The 23,457-nt window shown below is 41.6% G+C and carries 21 protein-coding genes; 12 read left to right on the forward strand and 9 right to left on the reverse strand.

All coding sequences use genetic code 11. The annotated features are described in order from the left end of the window. The first annotated feature begins 27 nt into the window (after window positions 1–27). The 6 genes from rpsA to JMY05_RS01995 all read left to right on the forward strand — a co-directional run bounded on the left by rpsA (window position 28) and on the right by JMY05_RS01995 (window position 5,708). Window positions 28–1,719, forward strand: a complete 1,692-nt coding sequence (gene rpsA / locus JMY05_RS01970; protein WP_055124414.1) for a 30S ribosomal protein S1 — start codon at window positions 28–30, stop codon at window positions 1,717–1,719. Between the two features lie 326 nt (window positions 1,720–2,045). Continuing rightward, a complete protein-coding gene (locus tag JMY05_RS01975; RefSeq protein ID WP_045445047.1) occupies window positions 2,046–2,351 on the forward strand; it encodes an integration host factor subunit beta in 306 nt (101 codons plus the stop codon). Window positions 2,352–2,523: 172 nt separating this feature from the next. Next, window positions 2,524–2,937, forward strand: a complete 414-nt coding sequence (locus JMY05_RS01980; RefSeq protein WP_045445050.1) for a lipopolysaccharide assembly protein LapA domain-containing protein — start codon at window positions 2,524–2,526, stop codon at window positions 2,935–2,937. Between the two features lie 74 nt (window positions 2,938–3,011). Continuing rightward, complete coding sequence (gene pyrF, locus JMY05_RS01985; protein ID WP_045445053.1) at window positions 3,012–3,710, forward strand: orotidine-5'-phosphate decarboxylase; 699 nt, start codon at window positions 3,012–3,014, stop codon at window positions 3,708–3,710. Between the two features lie 155 nt (window positions 3,711–3,865). Further along, window positions 3,866–4,663 (forward strand): metallophosphoesterase, encoded by a 798-nt coding sequence (locus JMY05_RS01990; protein WP_227678076.1) that lies wholly within the window; start codon window positions 3,866–3,868, stop codon window positions 4,661–4,663. A gap of 208 nt (window positions 4,664–4,871) precedes the next feature. Next, entirely contained in the window at window positions 4,872–5,708 is an 837-nt protein-coding gene (locus JMY05_RS01995; RefSeq protein WP_045445210.1) for a histidine phosphatase family protein, read from the forward strand. 145 nt (window positions 5,709–5,853) lie between these two features. Here the strand turns inward: JMY05_RS01995 and rpsT are convergent, their stop codons facing one another. Continuing rightward, a complete protein-coding gene (gene rpsT / locus JMY05_RS02000) occupies window positions 5,854–6,120 on the reverse strand; it encodes a 30S ribosomal protein S20 (protein ID WP_010200097.1) in 267 nt (88 codons plus the stop codon). 730 nt (window positions 6,121–6,850) lie between these two features. Here rpsT and JMY05_RS02005 point away from each other — a divergent pair. From JMY05_RS02005 to JMY05_RS02025, 5 genes are all read left to right on the forward strand, one after another. Then, window positions 6,851–7,552: an NAD-dependent epimerase/dehydratase family protein gene (locus tag JMY05_RS02005; protein WP_045445057.1), complete on the forward strand. Its 702-nt coding sequence runs from the start codon at window positions 6,851–6,853 to the stop codon at window positions 7,550–7,552. A 103-nt stretch (window positions 7,553–7,655) separates the two neighbouring features. Next, entirely contained in the window at window positions 7,656–8,189 is a 534-nt protein-coding gene (gene rraA, locus JMY05_RS02010; protein WP_045445213.1) for a ribonuclease E activity regulator RraA, read from the forward strand. A 238-nt stretch (window positions 8,190–8,427) separates the two neighbouring features. Next, the gene (gene mfd / locus JMY05_RS02015) at window positions 8,428–12,183 is read left to right on the forward strand and encodes a transcription-repair coupling factor (RefSeq protein WP_201614043.1); all 3,756 of its coding nucleotides are present in this window, start codon (window positions 8,428–8,430) and stop codon (window positions 12,181–12,183) included. Between the two features lie 249 nt (window positions 12,184–12,432). Further along, on the forward strand, window positions 12,433–12,864 hold the full coding sequence (locus JMY05_RS02020) for an HIT domain-containing protein (protein WP_045445060.1): 432 nt from the start codon (window positions 12,433–12,435) through the stop codon (window positions 12,862–12,864). 659 nt (window positions 12,865–13,523) lie between these two features. Next, complete coding sequence (locus JMY05_RS02025; RefSeq protein WP_227678077.1) at window positions 13,524–14,801, forward strand: adenylate/guanylate cyclase domain-containing protein; 1,278 nt, start codon at window positions 13,524–13,526, stop codon at window positions 14,799–14,801. Window positions 14,802–14,929: 128 nt separating this feature from the next. Here the strand turns inward: JMY05_RS02025 and fdx are convergent, their stop codons facing one another. From fdx to JMY05_RS02065, 8 genes are all read right to left on the reverse strand, one after another. Next, window positions 14,930–15,268 (reverse strand): ISC system 2Fe-2S type ferredoxin, encoded by a 339-nt coding sequence (gene fdx / locus JMY05_RS02030; RefSeq protein WP_045445066.1) that lies wholly within the window; start codon window positions 15,266–15,268, stop codon window positions 14,930–14,932. Between the two features lie 92 nt (window positions 15,269–15,360). Next, window positions 15,361–17,241, reverse strand: a complete 1,881-nt coding sequence (hscA, locus tag JMY05_RS02035; protein ID WP_045445069.1) for a Fe-S protein assembly chaperone HscA — start codon at window positions 17,239–17,241, stop codon at window positions 15,361–15,363. A gap of 274 nt (window positions 17,242–17,515) precedes the next feature. Next, the gene (hscB, locus tag JMY05_RS02040; protein ID WP_201614045.1) at window positions 17,516–18,097 is read right to left on the reverse strand and encodes a Fe-S protein assembly co-chaperone HscB; all 582 of its coding nucleotides are present in this window, start codon (window positions 18,095–18,097) and stop codon (window positions 17,516–17,518) included. Between the two features lie 119 nt (window positions 18,098–18,216). Continuing rightward, window positions 18,217–18,537, reverse strand: coding sequence for an iron-sulfur cluster assembly protein IscA (gene iscA / locus JMY05_RS02045; protein ID WP_045445072.1), 321 nt, complete (start codon window positions 18,535–18,537; stop codon window positions 18,217–18,219). A gap of 247 nt (window positions 18,538–18,784) precedes the next feature. Next, the gene (iscU, locus tag JMY05_RS02050; protein WP_201614047.1) at window positions 18,785–19,195 is read right to left on the reverse strand and encodes a Fe-S cluster assembly scaffold IscU; all 411 of its coding nucleotides are present in this window, start codon (window positions 19,193–19,195) and stop codon (window positions 18,785–18,787) included. A gap of 198 nt (window positions 19,196–19,393) precedes the next feature. After that, window positions 19,394–20,620, reverse strand: coding sequence for an IscS subfamily cysteine desulfurase (locus tag JMY05_RS02055; protein WP_045451862.1), 1,227 nt, complete (start codon window positions 20,618–20,620; stop codon window positions 19,394–19,396). Next, window positions 20,617–21,126, reverse strand: coding sequence for an Rrf2 family transcriptional regulator (locus JMY05_RS02060; protein WP_045451863.1), 510 nt, complete (start codon window positions 21,124–21,126; stop codon window positions 20,617–20,619). The genes JMY05_RS02055 and JMY05_RS02060 overlap by 4 nt, the downstream gene beginning before the upstream one ends. A 527-nt stretch (window positions 21,127–21,653) precedes the next feature. Beyond that, the gene (locus tag JMY05_RS02065) at window positions 21,654–22,298 is read right to left on the reverse strand and encodes a hypothetical protein (RefSeq protein WP_045445074.1); all 645 of its coding nucleotides are present in this window, start codon (window positions 22,296–22,298) and stop codon (window positions 21,654–21,656) included. A 519-nt stretch (window positions 22,299–22,817) separates the two neighbouring features. On the opposite strand from JMY05_RS02065, the gene JMY05_RS02070 reads away from it, so the two are divergent. Continuing rightward, window positions 22,818–23,090, forward strand: coding sequence for an HU family DNA-binding protein (locus JMY05_RS02070; RefSeq protein WP_045445077.1), 273 nt, complete (start codon window positions 22,818–22,820; stop codon window positions 23,088–23,090). The last annotated feature ends 367 nt before the right edge of the window (window positions 23,091–23,457 follow it).

A 23,457-nucleotide genomic window follows, 5' to 3' on the forward strand; every position in this document is an offset into this window, starting at 1 on the left:
GGATACGGCTATACAAAGGTAGACATAATGGAATCATTTGCTGAACTATTTGAAGCGAGCATCGAAGAAACAGGTCTGGATATCGAGCGTGGCTCGGTTATCACTGGTACTGTTGTGGCCATTGATAACGACTGGATCACTGTTGATACTGGTCTGAAATCTGAAGGTATCGTCGCTCGTGAAGAGTTTTTAAGCGAAGAAGGCGAACTTGAAGTTGAAGTTGGCGATAGCGTTGATGTCGTGGTTGAAGCGGTTGATAACGGCATGGGTCAAACTTTGCTTTCACGTGAAAAAGCCAAACGTGTTGAAACTTGGAACTTCCTTGAGAAAATCGCTGACAATGATGAAATCGTAAAAGGTATCATCTCAAGCAAAGTGAAAGGCGGTTTCACTGTAGATATCGGTTCAGTACGCGCGTTCCTACCAGGTTCATTGGTCGATGTTCGTCCTATCCGTGACACCACGCATCTTGAAGGCAAAGAGCTAGAATTCAAAGTTATCAAACTTGATCAAAAACGCAACAACGTTGTTGTTAGCCGTCGTGCAGTTATGGAAGCTGAAAATTCAGCTGAGCGCGAAGAGCTATTGAACAAGCTTGAAGAAGGCATCGAGATCGAAGGTATCGTTAAGAATCTTACTGATTACGGCGCATTCGTTGATCTAGGTGGTATCGATGGTCTATTGCACATCACTGACATGGCATGGCGCCGTATCAAGCATCCATCTGAAGTTGTTGAAGTTGGTCAAGACCTAAAAGTTAAGGTATTGAAGTTTGACCGTGAGCGCAATCGTGTTAGCCTAGGTCTAAAACAACTTGGTACTGATCCTTGGGATAACGTTGGCGGCACATACCCAGTAGGTAGTGTGGTTAAAGCACGCGTAACCAACTTAACTGATTATGGTTGTTTCGCTGAGATTTCTGAAGGTATTGAAGGTCTAGTACACGTGTCAGAAATGGATCATACCAACAAAAACATCCACCCATCAAAAGTTGTTCAAGTGGGCGATGAAGTTGAAGTAATGATTCTTGATATCGATGAAGAACGTCGTCGTATCAGCCTAGGTATCAAACAAACTCTAGCTAATCCATGGGATGAGTTTGATAAGAAACATGAGCGCGGTGATAAAATTACTGGTACGATCAAATCAATCACTGACTTCGGTATCTTTATCGGTCTAGATGGTGGTATTGATGGTCTTGTTCATCTATCTGATATCTCTTGGAACGAAACTGGCGAAGACGCTATCCGTAACTACAATAAAGGCGACACCGTTGAAGCAATGGTATTGTCAGTAGATGCAGAAGCAAACCGTATCAGCCTAGGCGTGAAGCAGTTAAGCTCTGATCCATTTAACGAATACCTAGTCAACAATGACCGCGGTGCTATCGTTAATGGTAAAGTAAAAGAAGTAGATGCTAAAGGCGCTACTATCGAGCTTGCTGACGAAGTTGAAGCGTATCTACGTGCCTCTGAAATTCAACGTGATCGCGTTGAAGATGCGACTAAGCATTTGAGCGTTGGTGATGACGTTGAAGCGAAAATCATCAGTGTTGATCGTAAAACTCGCAACATCAACTTGTCTATCAAAGCGAAAGACGAAGCTGAAGAGCGTCAAGCGATTAAAGAGCTAAGCAGCACTAGCACGACTAGTACTACTGCCAGTTCTGATGCACAGCCAAAAACAATTGGTGACTTGATCAAAGAGCAAATGCAGTAAGCTGCACGTTATTGATATAAGATTATAAAAGAAGCGACTATGGTCGCTTTTTTTTTGCTTAAATTTTAAGTGCACTATTAATCAACGAGGTTTTTGCTTAAACGGGCAAACTCTTATTTCCATTTACCGTAATATCCGCTATCATTTGCAACATTGAGTAACGAGATGTGAATTATTACTTATTTAAGACACTGAGATTATTTTAGTCAATGGCTACTTATCCTTATGATCTTGATGTATAGCTTGTCTTAAAAGTAACCAGCTATCGAAAATGATGGCCCAATTCACAGTCATCTTATCCATTAATCAACAAGGCAAGCGTAATAATGCAGCAAGCGATTAACAAGTCCGAATTTATTAGTAATTTAAGTGCGAACTGTGACAATATGACTGATACTGTAGTCGATGATGCAGTACGTGAAATATTAAACTTAATGACCGATACGTTAGCCAATGATGGACGCGTAGAAGTTCGTGGTTTTGGCAGTTTTTGTCTGCACCATCGTCGTGCCCGTATGGGTCGAAATCCTAAAACAGGAGAAAGCGTACCTGTGCCTGCCAAAGCGATACCGCACTTTAAACCAGGTAAAGCATTACGTGAAGCAGTCAATGATACAGTAGCAAATAGCTAAGTGTGTTATAAAGTATTTATTGGGTAAAATTGCCAACAAGAGTGCTTGCCAGCTACTTTTTCTAGAACTTATCACTAGTGATTTTATAAGCATATAAATGTATGGGTTGATGAAGGTTTTAGAGTGCTATTTTTAAAACACTAACGACATTCCAAATCGAGGTAGACGTCTCATGCGCTTTTTACTATTTGTATTGCTGTTTTTGAGCTTTGCTTATGCACTTGGTTTGGTGTTGGCAAATAATACCGAAGTTGGCGTAAATTTATTATTCTCGCAAGCACCGACGATGAATCTAGGATTGCTGCTCATTTTATGCCTTATGCTTGGTATTGTTATCGGCATCTTGTTGGCACTGCTTATCTTCCGTGTCTTACAGAATAAGTGGGAAATCTCGCGTTTGCAAAAAGCGAATGTGAATTTGCAAGCGCAACTGACACAAGCCAATGCTGTCATTGATCGCCAAGCAAGTGCACCAACGGTGGAAGAGGCTGTTTATGGTTCGACAGCAACCAATGTGCAAGTGCAAGACGCAGAAGTACTTACTGTAGATGAAGGCGCGACACTTACCAAACAAAAACGAGACTAAATTATATTTTGTACTGATCTATGAGCAGTCCATATATAGTGTTTTGATAATTCTGATATAGATATGGTAAAACCATGAATAATACAATGAATTCCCCAGTCATCGTTGCCTTAGATAATATGACGATGGAGGCATCGATAGCATTAGCTGATCAGTTAGATCCAACATCATGCCGCTTAAAAGTGGGTAAAGAGCTATTTACTCGCTGTGGTCCTGAGATAGTTAAGGCGCTACATCAGCGTGATTTTGACGTATTTCTAGACTTGAAATTCCATGATATTCCTAATACTACCGCTCAAGCGGTACTAGCGGCAGCTGAGCTTGGCGTATGGATGGTGAATGTGCATGCCAGCGCAGGCTTAGAGGCGATGTCATTGGCTAAACAGCGCTTGTTAGACGGTAACTTTGATACCTTGCTGATAGCTGTCACCGTGCTGACCTCTATGGATAATCAAGCATTGATGCAAACAGGTATTACCCATGGTCTAGATGCGCAAGTGAGTCGATTGGCACAATTAACCAAGCAAGCAGGTCTTGATGGCGTGGTCTGTTCAGCGCAAGAAGCTAAAACGCTCAAGACACTATGTGGTCAAGATTTTAAATTGATTACCCCTGGTATTCGCTTGCTAGACGACAATGCAGATGATCAAAAACGTATTTGTACGCCGAAACAGGCGTTAGATGATGGTTCTGATTATTTGGTGATTGGTCGTTCAATTACTCAGGCAGCAGATCCTGCCGCTAAATTACAAAAGATACTCCGAGGTATTTAGATACTTATAAAATATTTGTATATTTACAAAGTGTTTAGCATTTTATAGTGTCAGCATGATAAAAAAGACAGCCTAATCCGCTGTCTTTTTTTAATTTTTGCGGGTATATCAAAAAGTGCTAAACTATTTACGTTTATTTAATGATATTAGAGCTTATGAAATTACAGATTTTAAGTGACTTACATATTGACAGTTATGCGCGTCAGTCACATCCGCTAGGGCATATTCCCAAAACTGATGCAGACGTGGTATTAGTCGCGGGCGATACTGCCAACAGCGATAGTGGTATGCCATGGCTACAAGAGCAGGCAGCACGTTTGCAAGTGCCTGTGATTACGATAGCTGGTAATCATGAATACTTTAATGAAGATGTGCTACATTTTGATAAAAAGCTGGCGACTTGGGATAATTATAATGCCCAGTCGCAGCAAGGCGTCCGTTTTCTACAGTGTCAACATATTGATATTGGTGACATACGTATCCTAGGGTGTACTTTATGGACAGATTACCAATATCAGGCCAATGAAGATACTATAGCTGCTGCTATGCGCTTTATGCGTGACTATAAACAAATCTATGCTGGAGGAGAGCTTTTTTCACCTGAAGTATCGATGCAAATCCATGCTAAGCAGCGTCAATGGTTAAAGCAAGCATTGATCACCGCCAAAACACTTGGCAAAAAAACTGTTGTAATGAGTCATCATAGTATTAGCCCATTATCGGTGTCTGAGAAGTATGCGAATCTACCAAGTAACGCAGCTTTTGTCAGTGATTTGTCTGGCTGGATGCATGAAGATTGGGCGCCAATACTATGGGTACATGGACATACACACGAAGCATTTGACTACCGTATTGGTAATACACGAGTCATTGTCAATCCACGTGCGTATCCAAATGAAGTGAGCAGCACTGCATTAGTGTTCGCGTGGGACAAAGTCATTGATATCGGCTAAGTAATTTTAATCATTTAAAAGCAGATATCTTTTTAGTTATTTGTCACCTTGATCTGTCTTTTTAAAATAGCGCTTGATCTGTCTTTTTAAAATAGCAAATATAAAATAACGCTTATTTTAAAGTCTAACCGCCTAGACTCGTAAGCAATATTACAATCGAACTGATATTTTGTTCATTCATATCAAAAAATCTGCTACGCTTGCTACCATGAGCAAATATCTCAATAACAATCCCTCAAAACTGTTGGCTGAAAAGCTTGCGGGTCATACTCCAAGTGCACCAGCGCCTTCGCACCTGCCTGATAGTATGATTTCCTCAGTCAGCTTATTGCCTGAAGATAAACGGCTGATTTTATTTACCAGACACTCCTTACGTGAACGCTCTGATGGCAATGGTTTTGCCAGTTATCAATTACCACTAACACCTAAAGGTCGAGTACTAGCGAAGTCGTGGGGGCGTTGGTTAGCAGGGCATTTACCGTACTCGCTCGATGTAGACAGTATCTCAAGTCCGATTGGACGCTGTATTGACACGGCGCAGCTGATGCAAGCAGGTGCGGGACTACAACGTGATATTACGCATCAGTCATTGTTGGTCGAGCCTGGTAGCTTAGTGACTGAGCCTGAAATAGCAAATCCAGTATTTAAAGAAATTGGCGTGCTCAACTTTATCAATCGATTTTTGCAAGGCAATCTTGAAGGTACCAAAAACGCTTACCAAGGCGGTCTCGATATTTTATCGCTGTTTTATCAACATCAGCCGCAGCAAGGGCATCTCATGCTTGCTGTTAGTCATGATACTTTATTGTCTGCTTTTTTAGCAGTGATGTTTGATGTGGTCGAGATTGATTGGAATGATTGGCCAAAGATGATGGAAGGCGTGTTTTTGTGGTTTGATGATAAGCCGTTTGAACAAGCCAGTGCACACTTCGTTTGGCGCGGTGAAGTGTATGTGCGCCCGATTCATACTTTATTAGAAGACTACCGTGCTGCTGGCTTTCATCCTAATACATTGCTCTTACCACCAGAAGTAAAATGGATCTAAATACTATTTAATCTAGATACTATTTAATAGATTACTACTCACTTTTCAAGCAGACATAAAAAAACCTTGCCCCAGTATTAGAACCAGTAACAAGGTTTTAGTCATCACGCTATAAAGGCGAGATATGGTCTAAACGTTAACAATCTTAAGCTTGTAGGCCTTTGATGGTTTTGTTCAGGCGGCTCTTACGACGAGCAGCTTTATTCTTATGAATAATACCTTTGTCAGCCATACGATCAAGAACTGGTACCGCTTTTTTGTAAGCTTCGGTAGCCGCGTCATAATCTTTAGCTGCGATAGCCGCATCAACACGTTTTAAGTAAGTACGAACCATAGAGCGTTGTGACGCAGAGTTCTGACGACGTTTGGTGTTTTGACGGGCGCGTTTACGAGCTTGTGCAGTATTAGCCACGCGAATCTCCTTGATAAAGACAGATAAAAATATGAATGTGGATTACAATAAAAAAGGGTTTAACCATCATCGGTAACGAGCAGCCGTCTCGCCAAACATGATGTCGATGTCTAATATTAAAGTACCTATCTGTTATTAAAGGCACCTAAATTAGCAATAGAGCATCGCAAGCGCCAAAACTGTTTGGAATAATTAAACAGCGTTAACGTGTAAAGCCGGTTATCTTAGCAAATTATCGCCCTTAGAACAATATATTTGATGATTAATGCTTAAAGAAGTTGTGTGATCATATATACGACAGTTTTTTGTGTCTCTGCTCAACTATTTCTTGAAATACTTATCAATATTGTTGCACTAAAAACCGCTTATGAGTGAATAAATCGCTTAGCCGATAAAATCTCTTACAATAAATTCTATAGAATACCCTCAGCTATGCGTTAATTTAGGTATGATACTAGGGCATGTCCTCAATTCAATCGATGGACATCTAAATGGGCTAAATCTTGCCAAACAATGTTAAAAAAATGTCAAATAGCTGGTTAATATCCCGATACTGTTTACTATTTCGATAGTATCTGCGCTATTTTCCTCATTTGACTATGATTTATCTCATTGTTATCACCATTTTAAAAATGATGATACGCTCTAAGATGAAAAGCTTTGGTGATAGGCTTTAAAATCAGATTTTTCATTATCATCTATTTTCCAACACACTATAAATGGATAGGCTATGCAGCGAAAAGCAATTGTAATTGGCGCGACAGGATTGGTCGGACAGCATCTTGTCAAACAGCTTAGTGAGCTTTATGACACGTTAATTGTGATTGCAAGGCGTCCGCCACGCTATATCAATACCAGCATGCGTTTTTATCAGGTTAATGATTTTGATAATTTGGCTGAAATATTTGCCAGCGTTGGTGTTGATCGAAAGACGGACGCTTTTAGCTGTCTTGGTACGACTAAGAAGCAGGCTGGTAGCGATGAGGCCTTTCGAAAGGTTGATCATGATTATAATGTCAATTTTGCCAAACTGTGCCAAGAAAAAGGTGTTGAAAATTTCTTTTTGTTATCATCCATGAATGCTGATATTCATAGTCGGTTTTTATACAATCGCGTAAAAGCTGAAACTGAGCAGTCTATTATGGCGCTAGGTTTTACGCAGCTAGTTATTTTCCGTCCGTCCTTGTTACTTGGCAAGCATAAAGGTCGTCCGCTCGAAAGTATTGGTCAAAAAGCCTTTCAGCTGATATCGCCCTTGGTCTCAGAATCATTGTCACTGCATCCCATTTCCGCCAAACGCGTTGCCATTGCCATGGCGATGAGTGCGCATGATGTTTATCAGCGTAATAAATACCGTACTGAACCTGCTATCCAAACCACTGATATCATCGAAAATAAGCAAATGCTAGCGATGACTAAAGTTAAAAAATAGCCTAAGTATTAAGTTAAGGGAACGATTAAAATTAAGCGCCAGTCACAAATAATCAGTCATGAATAACCAATCATATATAACAAGGAGCGTCACTATGTCAGACATGCCAGAATCAATAACAATGGATAAAGAGAACTTTGTGACCTGTGATTTATTGGATGCCAACCCTGAGTCGCAGGTGTGTTTGCCTAATATCGAAGGTAAGTCTTTTCATAGCTTTGGCGGCAAAAAGAAATTCTGCGGTGAAATTGTGACGGTGAAATGCTTCGAAGACAATAGTCGCGTCAAATCATTGCTAAATAGCGATGGTAAAGACAAAGATGGTAACGGTAAGGTATTGGTCGTTGACGGTGGTGGTTCGATGCGTTGTGCGCTGTTAGGCGATATGATTGCGCAGTCAGCGATTGATAATGGCTGGGCGGGGGTTATCGTGTACGGCTGCGTCCGTGACGTTGATGATATGGCAGCAATGGACATCGGTGTTATGGCGCTTGGTTGCATTCCGCGTAAATCGAATCGCCGCGATGAAGGTCAAACCGATATTGAAATAAGCTTTGGTGATTTAACATTAAATTCTGGTATGTTTGTCTACGCAGACAATAACGGTATTATCGCTAGCGACAAGCCATTAATTTAAAAATGGCTTATAATTTAAAAGCAGCTTAATGCATATAACTCAAAAACCTCAGCTTAGCCGTTGAGGTTTTTATATTTAATCATCCTGTCTTTATATACGAATATAATCTTTATCAACTATTTGTCTATTGGTTTTTTAATAAAAATGCTAAGTGACAAACCGTTACGGCATAAATTTTGGTAATTGCTGAAATATTCGTATAATAGCTCTCTGACTCTTAACATTGATCCTACTCTTTATGCCTATCACTGCTTTGACTGACGCGTTTGAACCAATTAACCAGCAGTTGTTTCCTATCCAGAATGCCGAGCGGCGTTGGCTGGCACCTGTGCATGGCGCAGTCAGCAGTTTGTGGCTAGCAAGTCTGGTGCAAACACCGCTATGGAATGTTGCCGACCGATTAAAAGTTGTGGTGACGCGTGACCAAAACCAGCTCAATCAGATAGAGACGGAATTGGCATTTTGCGGCGTCGATGCTTATGTGTTCCCCGATTGGGAGACGTTGACCTATGATGAGCTGTCACCGCATCAAGACATTGTTAGTGAGCGTATCAATCTATTAACAGATATGCCAACGACAGGCGTACTATTGATATCTGTACAAGCATTAATGCATCGCGTAGCACCGCCAAGCTGGCTGATTGGGCAGCATTTTGATTTGAGCGTTGGTGATCGATTTGATATCAATACCCAGCGCGGATTGCTGGCAAAGGCAGGTTACCGCGCCGTTGAGAATGTGTTTGAGCCGGGTGAATTCGCGGTACGTGGCAGTATCATTGATATCTTTGCCATGGGTCAGCCGTTTCCACTACGTTTAGATTTGTTTGATGATGAGATTGAGACCATTCGTTTTTTTAATCCGCAAACCCAGCGGACATTGACCGTTGATGACCTCAAAACAATGATGAGCGGCAACGATAGTAGTATGGGCAAAGAGTCACTATCACTGCTACACAAGTTGCCAGATATCTCAAAGCCCATTCAACAATTTCAAATACTACCAGCAAAAGAGTTCCCGCTTGATGAAGGGCGTGAGATGTTTCGTACCAACTTCGCCACGATGTTCCCTAATGCGAGCAGCCGTAAGTTTGAGCTACATAAAGACGTCATGGCAGGTATCGCTAGTAGCGGACTTGAATATTATCAGCCGCTATTTTTTGATTTAAAAGCGTGGACAGCAGAGAGTAGCTTGTTTGCTTACTTACCAAGCGATGCGCTGTTTATCACTGATGAATTGATTAATGAAAAACAGGTAGATTACTGGTCACAAATTCAGCGCCGTTATGAAGAGCGTCGTCATGATATCGATAAGCCTATTGTCGCGCCTGAGTTGCTGTATTTATTGTCAAATACCTTAAACGCGCATCTTAATCGTTATCCACGGGTGATTCTCAGTGCGCGCAATGAGCTGGCTAGCATGACGGATGTCGCTGCGATTGACAGCGATGACTCATTGTTAGAAGATAGTTCATTGTTACAAGTTGAACACCAATCAGATTTACAGCCACAATTGCCGCTGACGGCAAATAAGCAGCAAGGCTTGGTGACGCTCAGTGCGCAAGAGCCGCCACAATTGACCGTTAATCACCAAAAGGCTGAGCCTCTTACCCAGCTATTAGAGTTTTTAGAGCTGCAAGCACAAACAGCGACGCCAGTATTGATCGTTGCTGAAACAGCGGGTCGTCGTGAGATTCTTATTGAGCTGCTCAAAGGCAAGATTGACATTAAGGCTTATGACAGCTTTGCAGCGTTTCTAGCAGCGGACAAAACCAACAGCGTTAAAGGTAATAAGCTGCCGCAGGTTGGTTTAACCGTTGCGCCCATTGAGCGTGGGGTATATGTTCCTGAGCGTTTAGTGCTGATTAGTGAGACGCAATTATTTGGTCGGCAAGTGCTGCAAACACGCCGTCGTCGTCAAAGCGGGGTGTCTGAAGAGTTTTTGGTTAAAAGTGTTACTGAAATAACCGAAGGCAGCCCAGTGGTTCATATCGAGCATGGTATTGGGCGTTATAATGGTCTAATTACGTTAGATGTGGGCGACGGTGAGCAAGAGTTTATTCACTTAAAATATGCCGATGATGCCAGTATTTATGTGCCCGTTGCTAATTTGCAAATGATTAACCGTTATAGTGGCGGTGACCCAGCACTTGCGCCATTGCACAAAATCGGTAGCGGTAAATGGGATAAGGCTAAGCAAAAAGCGCTCGAGCAAATCCATGACGTAGCGGCCGAACTGCTTAATATGCAAGCGCGTCGTGAAGCCAAAGTCGGTATTCATTTTAAAATAGATCCATCACAGTATGAGCTCTTTGCCAGTCAATTTGCTTTTGAAGAAACGCCGGATCAAGCCAATGCTATCCATGCGGTGATGGAAGACATGCGACAAAACCAACCAATGGATCGGCTCATCTGCGGTGATGTTGGCTTTGGTAAAACAGAAGTGGCTATGCGGGCAGCATTCATTGCCGTCAGCGCAGGTTATCAGGTGGCGGTGCTAGTGCCGACGACCTTGCTGGCCGGTCAGCATGAAGACAATTTCCGCGACCGTTTTGCCGATTGGCCAGTGCGTATCGAGACGCTATCACGCTTTGGCGGCAAAAAGCATCAAGAAACGGTATTGACAGATTTAGCAGCAGGTAAAGTCGATATTGTCATCGGCACCCATAAACTGTTACAACCTGATGTGAAGTTTTCTAATCTAGGTTTGATGATTGTCGATGAAGAACATCGCTTTGGTGTGCGCCATAAAGAGCGTATCAAGGCGATTCAGACTGATGTGGATAGTATGTCGATGACAGCAACCCCCATCCCTAGAACGCTCAATATGGCGCTCTCAGGTATGCGTGACATGTCAATTATCGCGACACCGCCCGCACGTCGTTTGGCGATTAAAACCTTTGTTATGCAAAAAACGGATGCTTTAATGAAAGAGGCTATCTTGCGTGAGCTATTGCGCGGTGGGCAGGTTTATTTATTACATAATGATGTGGCGAGCATTGAGCGTATGGCAGAAACCATACGTGAATTGGTGCCTGAGGCGCGAGTAGGGGTCGCTCACGGGCAAATGCAAGAGCGCCAACTTGAGCAAGTGATGCAGCAGTTTTATCATAAAAAATTCAACGTGCTGATATGCTCGACCATTATTGAAACGGGTATTGATGTGCCGAATGCCAATACTATTATCATTGAGCGCGCTGACAAGTTTGGTTTGGCGCAGCTGCATCAGTTACGTGGTCGTGTCGGTCGTAGTCATCATCAAGCGTACTGTTATCTACTTGTGCCTTCTCTCAAAGGTCTAAAAGGCGATGCTAAACGCCGGTTGCATGCGATTGAACGCGCCAATACGCTGGGTGCAGGTTTTATGCTGGCTAGCGAAGACTTAGAAATTCGCGGTGCTGGCGAAATACTTGGTAAGCAGCAAAGTGGTAATATGCAGGCGATTGGTTTTAGTTTATATATGGACATGCTGGAGCGAGCAACTAAGGCGATTAAAGCGGGTAAAGAGCCTGATTTAAGCACACCATTGTCGCTGACTAGTGAGATTAATCTGCATAGCTCAGCATTGATACCAGAAGACTATCTCCATGATGTCCATCAGCGTTTGTTATTTTATAAGCGCATCAGTAACGCCGATGATAAAGAGGCATTGATTGATATTCGTACCGAAATGATTGACCGTTTTGGTACATTACCAGAGCAAACTAAGCAGTTGTTCGCCATCCACGGACTGCGTATACAAGCTGAGCCGCTCAAGATTAATAAGATTGATGCCAATAGTAATAGCATGACATTAGAGTTTGCGCCCGATACCCCAGTTGATGCCTTAGCAATTATTAAGTTGATTCAATCAAATGGCCAGCGTTATCGTATGAACGGTGCTTCTGGTATTCGTTATCAAGATGCTGATAAACTTGCAACGCCGCAACAGCGCGTCACCGCGATACAAGAGTTATTACGCTATTTTAGCGAGCATATGGTGGCAGAGTCAGCGTAGTTGTTTTGGTATTTCGGCATTTTGAGAGCTTGGCAATGATTTTCGGTAGATTCAATCAGCTCAATAAGTCAGCTAGCCAGTGCTCAAGTAGGACGTCAAGACAATGAGTCATAGCGCTATTTTATCGGTCGGATAACTGATAAAATAGCGACATCCTATATTTAGCCTATTGTTTTTTAGTAAATTAAATTTTGCTTTTCTAGATTTATATTCCTTTTATCTGAGTGTCATAACAAGAGAACCGTCATTATGTTCCAACTTCATCATAAACTTGCTGCCGATAGCTTTTTAGTGGGTGACTTCCCATTATCGACTTGTCGTTTAATCAATGATTGCCAGTTTCCTTGGTTAATATTAGTGCCGCGCGTATCAGGTATCAAAGAGTTATATGAGTTATCTGAAGCCGATCAAACACAGTTTTTACGTGAATCGAGCTGGTTGTCGAGTCAGCTAGCCAAGACCTTTCAAGCTGATAAAATGAATGTAGCTGCACTCGGTAATCAAGTACCGCAACTTCATTTTCATCATATCGTTCGCTATCAAAACGACATGCAATGGCCAAATCCAGTATGGGGCGTCCCTGCTATTCCTTATACTAAAGAAGTGTTGGCGCAGATGCAGCAGACGTTAATGATGGCGCTACGTGGTCATCATCAAATGCCATTTGACTGGCAAATGTAATAAATACCTGAGTAGTAACAGGTCGGTAAGTTGATTGGCAAATCGATAATGATACTCTATTGGCTAGGTATCGATTAACTAGATATCGATTAACTGGGCATCGATTGACCCATCAAAATAACTGGAAAACTGGCTAAACGTTTAAAGTTAAGCCTTATTTTGGTGTCTTAGCCGTTTTATGGTTATGTGCCAACGTTATGCTCAGTTATTACAGCCCCTAATTTTTATATATTAATAGGTTTTAAGTATTTGAAATCCAGATAAATATTATCTGGATTTTTTGTATATGGCTCAAACGATATGTCTTATAATCCCGATTTGGTAGCGTATTAAGACAAGATGAGTGATGAGTGGTAGGCTTTTGGCTATCAGTGACATGGGTTTTATAGTATTTAAAAAGTATAATGTAATCATTGATTAATTTTATACACAACTTGGCGTAGAGGCAGGTAGTACGCGTGTGCTATCCTCAAGCCTTTTAGTTTTTTACATAGCCTGTTTTACGTGAGCGAATACTTCATATGCCTTTTTTAGACACGCTGAGACCAAATCACTCTTCAAAAAATGAAGGGATTTATCGATTTGACTATCCAGAAGTCTTCGTTTTAATACTCACGGTAATACTCCTCGCTGTACATTTTAATTTTAGACCTACTTCAATGGCACTGCTCGTTATTGTTTGTTTGCCAAGTTTAATGATTTTGATTTATAACTATCGCCGCCAAAAAAGCTTTTGGACGTCTAACATTGTTATTATTTTACTATCGGTAGTTATTGGGTCGATACAATTTTGCACGGTTATTTCGCTTAGCTTAGCCGCGCTTATAGCACTCAGAATTATTATTAGTAGCCCTGAAAATCATTTAAAACTGATTACCGTTTCCGTAATAACCGTCATTGTCTTCTATTATGTTAGCGTTACCCTAAGCAGTGCTGATATAGATTGCCATGAAGGCTGGACCACACCAATAATATTATTAGCCAGTATGATCGTCATACTGTATCAGTTTTGGCATGTATACCAAGAGTATATTGGTTATGAAACTCGTGCTCATCAGGCTGTTGGGCGATTAAGCACGATGGTCTCCGTCATTAATAAGTTAACGCGCTTCATACCTCCACAAGTTTGGGAGCCTATCGTAAAATCTGACAGCCCAGTTACCGTTGCTAATAAGCGCGCTAAGCTGACGATTATGTTCTCAGATATCGTTGGCTTTACGGAATTGTCAGATAGTTTGAGCGCTGACAATTTGGCTGATATCTTAAATACTTATATGCATTGTATGACATTGATAGCAAACAAGCATGGCGCCGTACTTGATAAATTTATTGGTGATGGCATGGTGTGTTTTTTCGGTGAGCCAAATAGTCGCGGTGCGCGCCAAGATGCTTTAGACTGTATTGCAATGGCAATAGACATGCGTCGCGAGATGCGAACTTTGAGGCAGAAATGGCGCTTGATGGGCTTTGAGGGGTTGTACATCCGTATCGGCATCAGCACAGGTTATTGCCATGTTGGTAATTTTGGTAGTAATAATCGCCTAAGCTATACTCTTATTGGTAAAGAGGCCAATCTAGCGGCAAGACTTGAGTCGAGCGCTGGTAAAGATGAGATACTGGTCAGTGAGAGTACTTACGATTATATCTGTCATAATTATGACTGTCAGCATGCGGGTGCGTTCAAGTTAAAGGGTTTTGATAGCAAGGTAAATGCGTGGCAAGTGCTGGATCCAGATACGTATAAAGGTCATTTATCAAAGTGGGTTGATCACACATTACCAGGTTTTAATTTGCATCTAAATTTTAAAGATATGAAGGATAATGATTATCAAGATATCAGAGCACGCTTAAATTTTGCGCTTGAACGTGTCGAGCAGGAGCAAGAAAAAGTGGCAACTGACATAGCGGCAGCAAGCAAACGTAATGATAATCAATGACAATCGTCATAAATAATCATTCAAAAAGAATGTTTATAAAATCAAGCACAAAAAAGCCAGCTATTATTATGATAGCTGGCTTTTTTATCTAATGAAGTAAACTGTAATATTAGGACGTGTTCTAGCGTTTAGTGGTTTTCTTTTGCATGGTTGAGCGTATATTTAGGAATCTCAATGGTTAAGTCTTCATCATCGAGCATGACCTGACAAGATAGGCGTGAGTCAGGCTCTAATCCCCAAGCACGATCCAATAAATCGGCTTCAATATCATCCATTTCATCTAAACTATTAAAACCTTTACGGACGACCACATGGCATGTGGTACAGGCTTTTGACATCTCACATGCATGTTCAATTTTAATGCCTTTTTCCAATAGCGCTTTACATAAGTTGCTGCCAGCTTCTAGCTCGACTTCGGCGCCTTCAGGGCAAATTTCATGATGCGGTAGTACGGTAATTTTTGGCATAAATCGTCTTTCCAGTGCTAATCAATTAAAAGAATAAAAATATAAGAAATGCGCTTAGTATGGTGACTAAGCCACATTTTTAAATGTATCTGCTACCAATCTTGGGCATTCGTGCCTGCCATGCTGGCTTTAACGCTTTGATTCATAATACGGGCAGCAAACGCATCACTGTGAGGCTTGAGCTTTGCTTGCTGTGCTTCGATAAGTGCCAAATCATCAGTACTGAGCGTTGTTTGCAACACTTGTATTTGCTCAGCCAATGAGTGCTGCTCTTCAGAAGACAATAAAGCTGCAAATTCTTTAAGGGCAGATTGTAGCGCTAATACTTCACGCTCCGCTTCTACTTTGGTTTCGATTAAAGAACGTGTATTTTTATCTTCTTCTGCATGCTTGAATCCTGCGACGAGCAACTGCTCTTTTTGCTCATCTGATAACCCATAAGAAGGCACAATCTCAATCTTACTTTCTGTCTTGGTTGTGGTTTCCTGTGCGCTGACGGTTAGCTGTCCATTCGCATCAATACTAAAGGTGACCTCAATACGAGCAAATCCAGCTTTCATCGGCGGGATACCATATAGCTCAAAACGACCCAATGAACGGCAGTTATCTACTGTCTCGCGCTCGCCCTGTACCACATGAATCACCATGCCTGTTTGACCATCTTGATAGGTGGTAAACACTTGGCGTTTTTTGACAGGGATAGGCGTATTACGTGGAATCAGCACTTCAACTAAGCCACCCATGGTCTCAAGACCAAGCGATAGCGGCGTTACGTCTAACAATAGTAGGTTGTTATTACTATCGCCATTGACCAATTGATGCGCCGTTTGGGCAGCACCCAAAGCCACGACTTCATCGGGATTTAGACGACAAAGTGGTTGCTTGGCAAAAAAATCTGTCACGACTTGTTGTATAGCAGGCATACGAGTAGAGCCACCGACCAAAATCACTTCGTCTAGATCAGCACTCGAAAGCTTGGCATCACGCAGCACTTGTTCGCATACGCTCAATGTACGGCGGCTCACTGGCTCTGCAATAGCCAGCAAATCTGTACGGCGCAGCACACCTTGATAAGATTGCTCATTGACAGTGATGTCAATATTGACTTGCTCAGCATCAGTCAGGGCTTGTTTATAAGCCTTGGATTGTTGGGCGAGTATCGATTTATCATGACGACTCACGTCTTTAGGATCGATATTTAATTGTTTGATAAGCCAATTGGTCATTAGACGATCGATGTCGTCACCACCTAATGCACTATTACCGCCAGTTGCCAATACTTCAAAGACGCCATCAGTCAGCTTTAAGATAGAAACGTCAAAAGTACCGCCACCCAGATCGTAAATTAAATAATAACTTTCTTTATCGCTGTTTTGCGTTGACTGGTCGAGACCATAGGCGACGGCAGCAGCAGTAGGCTCATTTAGCAGACGTAAAACATTAATACCAGCCGCTTGGGCTGCATCTTTGGTCGCTTGACGCTGGGCTTCATCAAAATAAGCAGGGACAGTAATGACCGCACCCTCGATACTGTCTGCAGGCAATGCGCTCGCTGCCCGTTGCTCAAGCGCTGCTAAAATACGTGCTGATACTTCAACAGGCGATACTTCACCTTGAGCCGTCACAAATGCTGGCATGTCATCTTTGCTGCCGCTTAACTCATAAGGATGAGAGAATTTGATATCAGCTTGACTACGACCCATAAAACGCTTAGCCGAGACGATCGTATTTTTTGGATCATCCGCTAAGTGGGCTAATGCATCAGAGCCAACTAACGGCTTACCTACACTTGGATAATAGACCACAGAAGGTAATAAGGTATCGGTAGCTGCGCTTGCCTCTAAGACTTGCGCCTTGCCTGAGCGTACTACCGCGACCAATGAGCGCGTAGTACCAAGATCAATTCCTAGGCCAAAACGATGCTGATGGGGTTGGGCGCTTTGATTGGGTTCGGCAATTTGCAATAAAGACATAAGATAACTCAAAGATAAAATGAAAGAGATAAAATTAATAAGTAAAATGGAACAAATATGATAAGCGCACTATTGTAGTTTAACTGCTTTGTATGCACGTGAAAACGAAGATACTTAGCGATTAAAAGTGCTTAAAATAAGGGATTATACGGCATCGCTGTGACTATTTTAACCATCGCTTATAATATAGTTTTCAAATAAGCGTCATAAGCTAATAGCATTTATAAATAAATTTAGCATATAAAATAAATTAACAAGCTTATACGTCAGTTAGTTAGACGTATAAATCATCATCATCTGAATGCTCAGCAGTTGCTAACTCATCGATACCAGTAGTCACGTCAGCATTTAATTTGACTAAGAACTTTAGTTTTTGTGTCGCATCAATCGCCGTTTGCCAATCTTGGCTTTGGTAAGCATCGTTAAAACGCTTAGACTGTTTTGCCAGTCGCTCGGTGATTTGAGGGTGTAATTGTTGCAATGTCACACGATCTTTACCCTCGATAGCGTCATCTAAATCCATACGCATCTGCATCGCATCTTCTAAAAAGTCCAAGTCTGCAATTGAATGCTCTAGATTCTGTGCTTGATCTGCCATGTCTAGTAGATAGCTAGCACGACTATCAGGCGCACTTAGCGCTTGGTAGGCTTGATTGATTAACGCTGAGGCCTGCTCAGACTGCTGTTGCGCTTGCGTAGTATTGGCTAGATTCTTGGTGACATTATCAGGATGATAACGTTTTTGTAGCAGACGTAGATGCTGATCGAGACTCTCTTGATTGACTTCAAACTGTACAGGCTGCTCAAATAGGGCAAAGAAGTTATCAAACTGGGCTTCTGCAGTAATGTCTGTCATATCATACGCCTTGCTTGTTATTTATTTTGAAAGTTTTCTTTAGCTGAGAACATATTTATTATGGCTTGAATATAGAGTTAGGAAACTCTAAACTCAAGGGTTTTTTAACCTTTGAACCATTAAACGGTAAAAGACTCGCCACAACCACATTCGCCTTTTTGATTGGGATTGGTAAACTTAAAGCCTTCGTTAAGACCTTCTTTTTCGTAGTCCATCAACAAACCATCTAAATAGACCAAACTTTTAGGATCAATAAAGATGTTAACGCCGCGGCTTTCGTAACGCGTGTCATTTTCATCAGGGGTATCTACAAACTCTAAAACGTAAGCTAAGCCTGAGCAACCCGCGGTACGGATACCCACTCGAATACCTTCGCCTTTGCCGCGATTGTCCAAAAAGTCTCGAACATGCTGAGCGGCGCGTTCTGTCATTTCAATCATGCCAACTCCCATTAACTATCAATGATAAATATCAATCAAAAAAATCTGTATAAACTGGCAATGAAAATAGCGCACTTGCCAAAAAATCTTAATAACGACCAGTTAAGAATCACTAGAAAATAAAAGGTGACAATTACATTAGCGTTATTGTCACCTTTTTAGCGTTAGTAGCTGTTCAATACATCGACTACTAAAGTACGGCCATTAAGACCGTGTACTTAGAAGTACAATACTTACGCTAATAGGTTTAGCTAGCCGCTTCTTCTGGCTCTACTGCTGCGCTATGCTTACCTTTATAGTCGCTAATAGCGGCTTTAATGGCGTCTTCAGCAAGTACAGAGCAATGCACTTTTACTGGTGGTAAGGCTAACTCTTTCGCGATATCGTTGTTTTTGATTTCGCCCGCTTGATCCAAGCTTTTGCCTTTTAGCCACTCAGTCACAAGCGAGCTTGAGGCGATTGCTGAACCACAGCCATAAGTTTTAAAGCGTGCATCTTCAATGATGCCGTTATCATCAACTTGAATCTGTAGGCGCATTACATCGCCACAAGCTGGGGCACCAACCATACCAGTACCAACGTTTTTGGCATTTTTATCAAGATTGCCGACGTTGCGTGGATTTTCGTAATGATCAATAACTTGGTCACTATAGGCCATGGGGTTTTCTCCTAGTTAGATGATGAGTAGTCAATTACTGACTTTAAATGTCTAACTACTCATCGATAATTGGGGTCAAACATTTAGTTAATAGAAACGGTATTTATAAAAACGGTATTTATAAAAACTGGATTTATAAGTGTCTGATCAATCGTATAATGGTTCTGTTTGATAACTGTGTCGTTGCTTTCGGTAATTTTAATGCTCAGCCCATTCGACTGAATCTAAATCAACACCTTCTTGGTACATATCCCAAAGTGGTGATAAGGCACGTAATTTATCGACCGCTTCATGCATTTGTTTGATGACAGTATCGATGTCTGCTTCAGTGGTATAACGACCAAAGCTGAAACGAATTGAGCTGTGTGCTAATTCATCTGGGCGACCAATAGCACGTAATACATATGATGGCTCAAGCGTCGCTGATGTACAGGCTGAACCTGATGATACAGCTAAATCTTTAAGTGACATCATGAGAGACTCGCCCTCAACGAAGTTGAAGCTGATGTTTACAATGTTAGGCACGCTGTGCTCAAGATCACCATTTAGGTAGATCTCTTCGATATCTTGTAGACCGTCCCACAGTTTTTGGCGTAGCTTGGCTGCATGTGCATGGTCTTCTTCATAACGCTCATTGGCTAAAGCAAATGCTGCTCCAAGACCAACGATTTGATGCGTCGGTAATGTACCTGAACGCATACCGCGCTCATGACCACCGCCATGCTGCTCTGCTTTCAAACGGATACGTGGCTTACGACGAACAAATAATGCGCCAATACCTTTAGGACCGTAGGCTTTGTGACCTGAGAAGCTCATCAAATCGATCTTCGTAGTTTCAAGGTCAATCAATACTTTACCAACAGATTGTGCGCCATCGACGTGGAAGACCACACCCGCTTCACGAGTGATTTCACCAATGGCAGCGACATCAGTAATCGTACCAAGCTCATTATTTACCATCATGAGTGATACTAAGATAGTATCATCACGTAATGCTTCTTTAACTTGCTCTGGTAAAATAAGACCCGTGCTTGGCTGCGGCTCAAGATAAGTAATCTCAAAACCTTCTTGCTCAAGCTCACGGCACGTATCTAATACGGCTTTATGTTCGATCTTACTGGTAATGATGTGCTTACCACGAGATTGATAAAAATGCGCGGCACCTTTAATCGCTAGGTTGTCTGATTCTGTTGCACCAGAGGTAAAGACGATTTCGCGTGGATCAGCATTAATGACTTCAGCCACTTGTTGACGCGCTGTTTCTACCGCTTCTTCTGCTTGCCAGCCATAGCCATGCGAGCGCGAGGCTGGATTACCAAAGATGCCATCTACTGTCAGATACTCGCTCATCTTAGCAGCTACTGATTTTGCAACTGGTGTGGTGGCGGCATAATCTAAGTATATAAGGTTGTTATGTTGGCTCATGCTGGGTTTGCCTCGCTGTTCGATAGGGTAATAGTGTTGATATCTTTTATGGAAATCTCTTTGGTAGAGCTGTGCTGACGCTCTGACACTGACTGCACATTTTCCATGTCTAATAATTGCGCTAATGTTATATTTTTCAAGTACTGTTCGATATGATTGGACAGTGCACACCATAAATCATGGGTTAAGCACATTGTACCACCTTGACAGTCGCCACGTCCTTCGCACTGCATCGCATTAACCGACTCATCGACGGCAGATATGATGCTCATGACGTCTATTTCATGCAATGGTTTGGCTAGATGATAGCCACCGGCCGCACCTCGGATGCTAGTGACCAGACCACGCTTACGAAGTTTGGAAAACAGTTGTTCAAGGTAAGAGATAGAAATCGATTGCCGCTTGGCGATATCAGATAAGGAGACTGCAGTGTCTTGTTGGCTGGTCTGTAATGCCAAATCCAGTAACGCAGTAACGGCATATCTGCCTCGAGTAGTCAAACGCATGTGTTATCTCCAAACTTTTAAGTCATTTTTATTTAACAACGACCTTAGCAAAATGATAGTGGTGGCAGCTTGTAGCGCAATATGAAAGCTACTGATGGAATCACATAACCGCTAAGTTGTGTCTTATCGTTATTAAACAGCAGATGATTAACCCGATGTGTGCAACGATTAAGCCAATTATACTTAATCCTGAGTAATTTAGTCAAGATTAAAGTGTGGTTGAATGGTTAATCGAGCTTATCACTATGATTGATAAAAACAATGGTATTAAAAGGAAGGGCTATAAGATTGAGAACATTGATTCCTAGCATTTTTGAAATACTAAAATACAGTCTTAAGGTTTGCGTCTTACGTTTTTTTAACTTCTATCAATTATATTGGGGCGTGCTGAAGGTTCAATACGCCCCAGTCATCTAAGCGCTTAATATCCTAAGTGTTTAATATGCCTTCATCGGCATCAAACGCGTTTGGTAAAGCAAGCAGCCTTTCATTATTAAGCTGACATTGGTAAGTCGTTGTTGGCGAAATTAATTCATCAATAGCGCGATAATGGCTGCGATCATAATGACAAGCGCAGCCACGGTGATGATTATCAGGGTTTTCTGTTTGCTCTGTAACTCTTTAACCGTGATTTCAAGCTCACGGTTTTTAATAGTTAAGGTGTTTATTTGGGTTTGTTGCTCTTTGATGCGTAATTTATAGCTGTCCTTTTTGTCAGCCATTTCAGCTTCAGTAGGTTTGGTCTTACCTTTGCCACCTTTTATCTTTTTAATAAGACCTTGAATTAAGCTGCCAAGACCGAGTTGCATAATAAACTGCTTGACCAACTGTACTTGAACAGATTCGCCGCGCATTTGTAGTTTTTCGGTGGTTTCGCTGTCATGAGTGGTGATCGCATTGATCACTTGGATGCTATAAGCATTAATGATGACGTCAGGTTCGCTGCGGTCAATAGGTAACTCTGCGTCTAATAATACGCCTTTGGTGCTAAACGTGGCAAACACCTCAACATGCGGTAGATACAAGCGTAGCGCCACGACAGTACCTTGCTTGGCAAGTGGGTAAGCGGCTTTACGTAGTTCGGGATCTAAACGTAACAATAGTGTCAGCGCCGACTCGATGAACACCAGAATGATATTAAGAAAAGAGTGAGACAACGTAGAACGCTTCATGTAAATAATCCGTTTTATATTTGGCAAATTAGAGGCAAAAGACAAACAAGAGTCAAAATTGACCCAAAAGGTGCAGTGATATTTTGCTTATAGTAACGCCTTTATAATAAAAAGTAACGCTAGTTTCTGTCAGTTGGGAAATTATTACTTTACAATTTGGTAATCAACAAGGACACAGATATTTATGACTGGCGATGCCTCAGTATGAGATGACATCTCTTTGAACGATAAGGCAGTATAGAGGTTGACTCGCTAAGTCAAAGTTACGAAAAGCCAAGGTTACTAGCGGTTATGACAGTTGCAGAAGCTTTGCGTAACATTGAGTGTCAAATACGTAGTACAGTAGGCAAAAATATGTAAAATCGCTTGCGCTCCTTATGCTGCCTTGATATAAAGACGATAACAAAGCGAAACCTGTTAATACGCCAGTCAGGCAGTTTTTATTGCTTAAATGCTATGAGAGCGTTACAATGCTTGGCGTGAGCGTTTATTATCCCCCTTAAACTTGAAGGAAATTTTATGAATAAGTCAGAATTAATTGATAGCATCGCGGACAAAAGTGGCCTAAACAAAACCCAAGCTGGCGATGCATTGAATGCTGTTATGGAAAGTGTTGGTGAAGCGCTAGAAGCTGGCGATAGCATCTCATTGGTTGGTTTTGGTACTTTCAGCGTAAAAGACCGTAAAGCACGTACTGGCCGTAACCCTAAGACGGGTGAAGAGCTTAGCATTCCAGCAAGTAAAGTACCAAGCTTTAAAGCGGGTAAAAACTTAAAAGAGCGTTTAAACTAAGCCGTTTTATTAAAAACGGATGCTGTATAACGACGTGATATACGAACGAATACAGCATTTACTTAGTAAAGCACTATATGATTTATAGCATGGCTGAAAAGTCATAATATGAATCATAAGAAAGCACCTAAATATTAGGTGCTTTTTTTATCGCTATAGTTTGTATCATACCACGTGAATATTTTGAGTCTGCATCAAAAATCACGTATCATAGGGCGCGCGATAGATGCGTTGTTTAAATAAGGCTGTTTTACTCAGTCTTGTTGTTCTATATCAAATTCACACGTTCTTATTCTTACCATTGCCTGCTTAGATAGCATTGATATTAATAGTAATATTACAATGGTTTTTCATCAATATAGGTTTA

Source organism: Psychrobacter sp. JCM 18902 (assembly GCF_904846615.1).
Taxonomy (GTDB): Bacteria; Pseudomonadota; Gammaproteobacteria; order Pseudomonadales; family Moraxellaceae; genus Psychrobacter.

Bases quoted from the DNA above. Each gene is read 5' to 3' on its own strand.
- rpsA (WP_055124414.1), top strand. From the start codon at position 28: ATGGAATCATTTGCTGAACTATTTGAAGCGAGCATCGAAGAAACAGGT.
- JMY05_RS01975 (WP_045445047.1), top strand. From the start codon at position 2,046: ATGCAGCAAGCGATTAACAAGTCCGAATTTATTAGTAATTTAAGTGCG.
- JMY05_RS01980 (WP_045445050.1), top strand. From the start codon at position 2,524: ATGCGCTTTTTACTATTTGTATTGCTGTTTTTGAGCTTTGCTTATGCA.
- pyrF (WP_045445053.1), top strand. From the start codon at position 3,012: ATGAATAATACAATGAATTCCCCAGTCATCGTTGCCTTAGATAATATG.
- JMY05_RS01990 (WP_227678076.1), top strand. From the start codon at position 3,866: ATGAAATTACAGATTTTAAGTGACTTACATATTGACAGTTATGCGCGT.
- JMY05_RS01995 (WP_045445210.1), top strand. From the start codon at position 4,872: ATGAGCAAATATCTCAATAACAATCCCTCAAAACTGTTGGCTGAAAAG.
- JMY05_RS02005 (WP_045445057.1), top strand. From the start codon at position 6,851: ATGCAGCGAAAAGCAATTGTAATTGGCGCGACAGGATTGGTCGGACAG.
- rraA (WP_045445213.1), top strand. From the start codon at position 7,656: ATGCCAGAATCAATAACAATGGATAAAGAGAACTTTGTGACCTGTGAT.
- mfd (WP_201614043.1), top strand. From the start codon at position 8,428: ATGCCTATCACTGCTTTGACTGACGCGTTTGAACCAATTAACCAGCAG.
- JMY05_RS02020 (WP_045445060.1), top strand. From the start codon at position 12,433: ATGTTCCAACTTCATCATAAACTTGCTGCCGATAGCTTTTTAGTGGGT.
- JMY05_RS02025 (WP_227678077.1), top strand. From the start codon at position 13,524: ATGGCACTGCTCGTTATTGTTTGTTTGCCAAGTTTAATGATTTTGATT.
- fdx (WP_045445066.1), bottom strand. From the start codon at position 15,268: ATGCCAAAAATTACCGTACTACCGCATCATGAAATTTGCCCTGAAGGC.
- hscA (WP_045445069.1), bottom strand. From the start codon at position 17,241: ATGTCTTTATTGCAAATTGCCGAACCCAATCAAAGCGCCCAACCCCAT.
- hscB (WP_201614045.1), bottom strand. From the start codon at position 18,097: ATGACAGACATTACTGCAGAAGCCCAGTTTGATAACTTCTTTGCCCTA.
- iscA (WP_045445072.1), bottom strand. From the start codon at position 18,537: ATGATTGAAATGACAGAACGCGCCGCTCAGCATGTTCGAGACTTTTTG.
- iscU (WP_201614047.1), bottom strand. From the start codon at position 19,195: ATGGCCTATAGTGACCAAGTTATTGATCATTACGAAAATCCACGCAAC.
- JMY05_RS02055 (WP_045451862.1), bottom strand. From the start codon at position 20,620: ATGAGCCAACATAACAACCTTATATACTTAGATTATGCCGCCACCACA.
- JMY05_RS02060 (WP_045451863.1), bottom strand. From the start codon at position 21,126: ATGCGTTTGACTACTCGAGGCAGATATGCCGTTACTGCGTTACTGGAT.
- JMY05_RS02065 (WP_045445074.1), bottom strand. From the start codon at position 22,298: ATGAAGCGTTCTACGTTGTCTCACTCTTTTCTTAATATCATTCTGGTG.
- JMY05_RS02070 (WP_045445077.1), top strand. From the start codon at position 22,818: ATGAATAAGTCAGAATTAATTGATAGCATCGCGGACAAAAGTGGCCTA.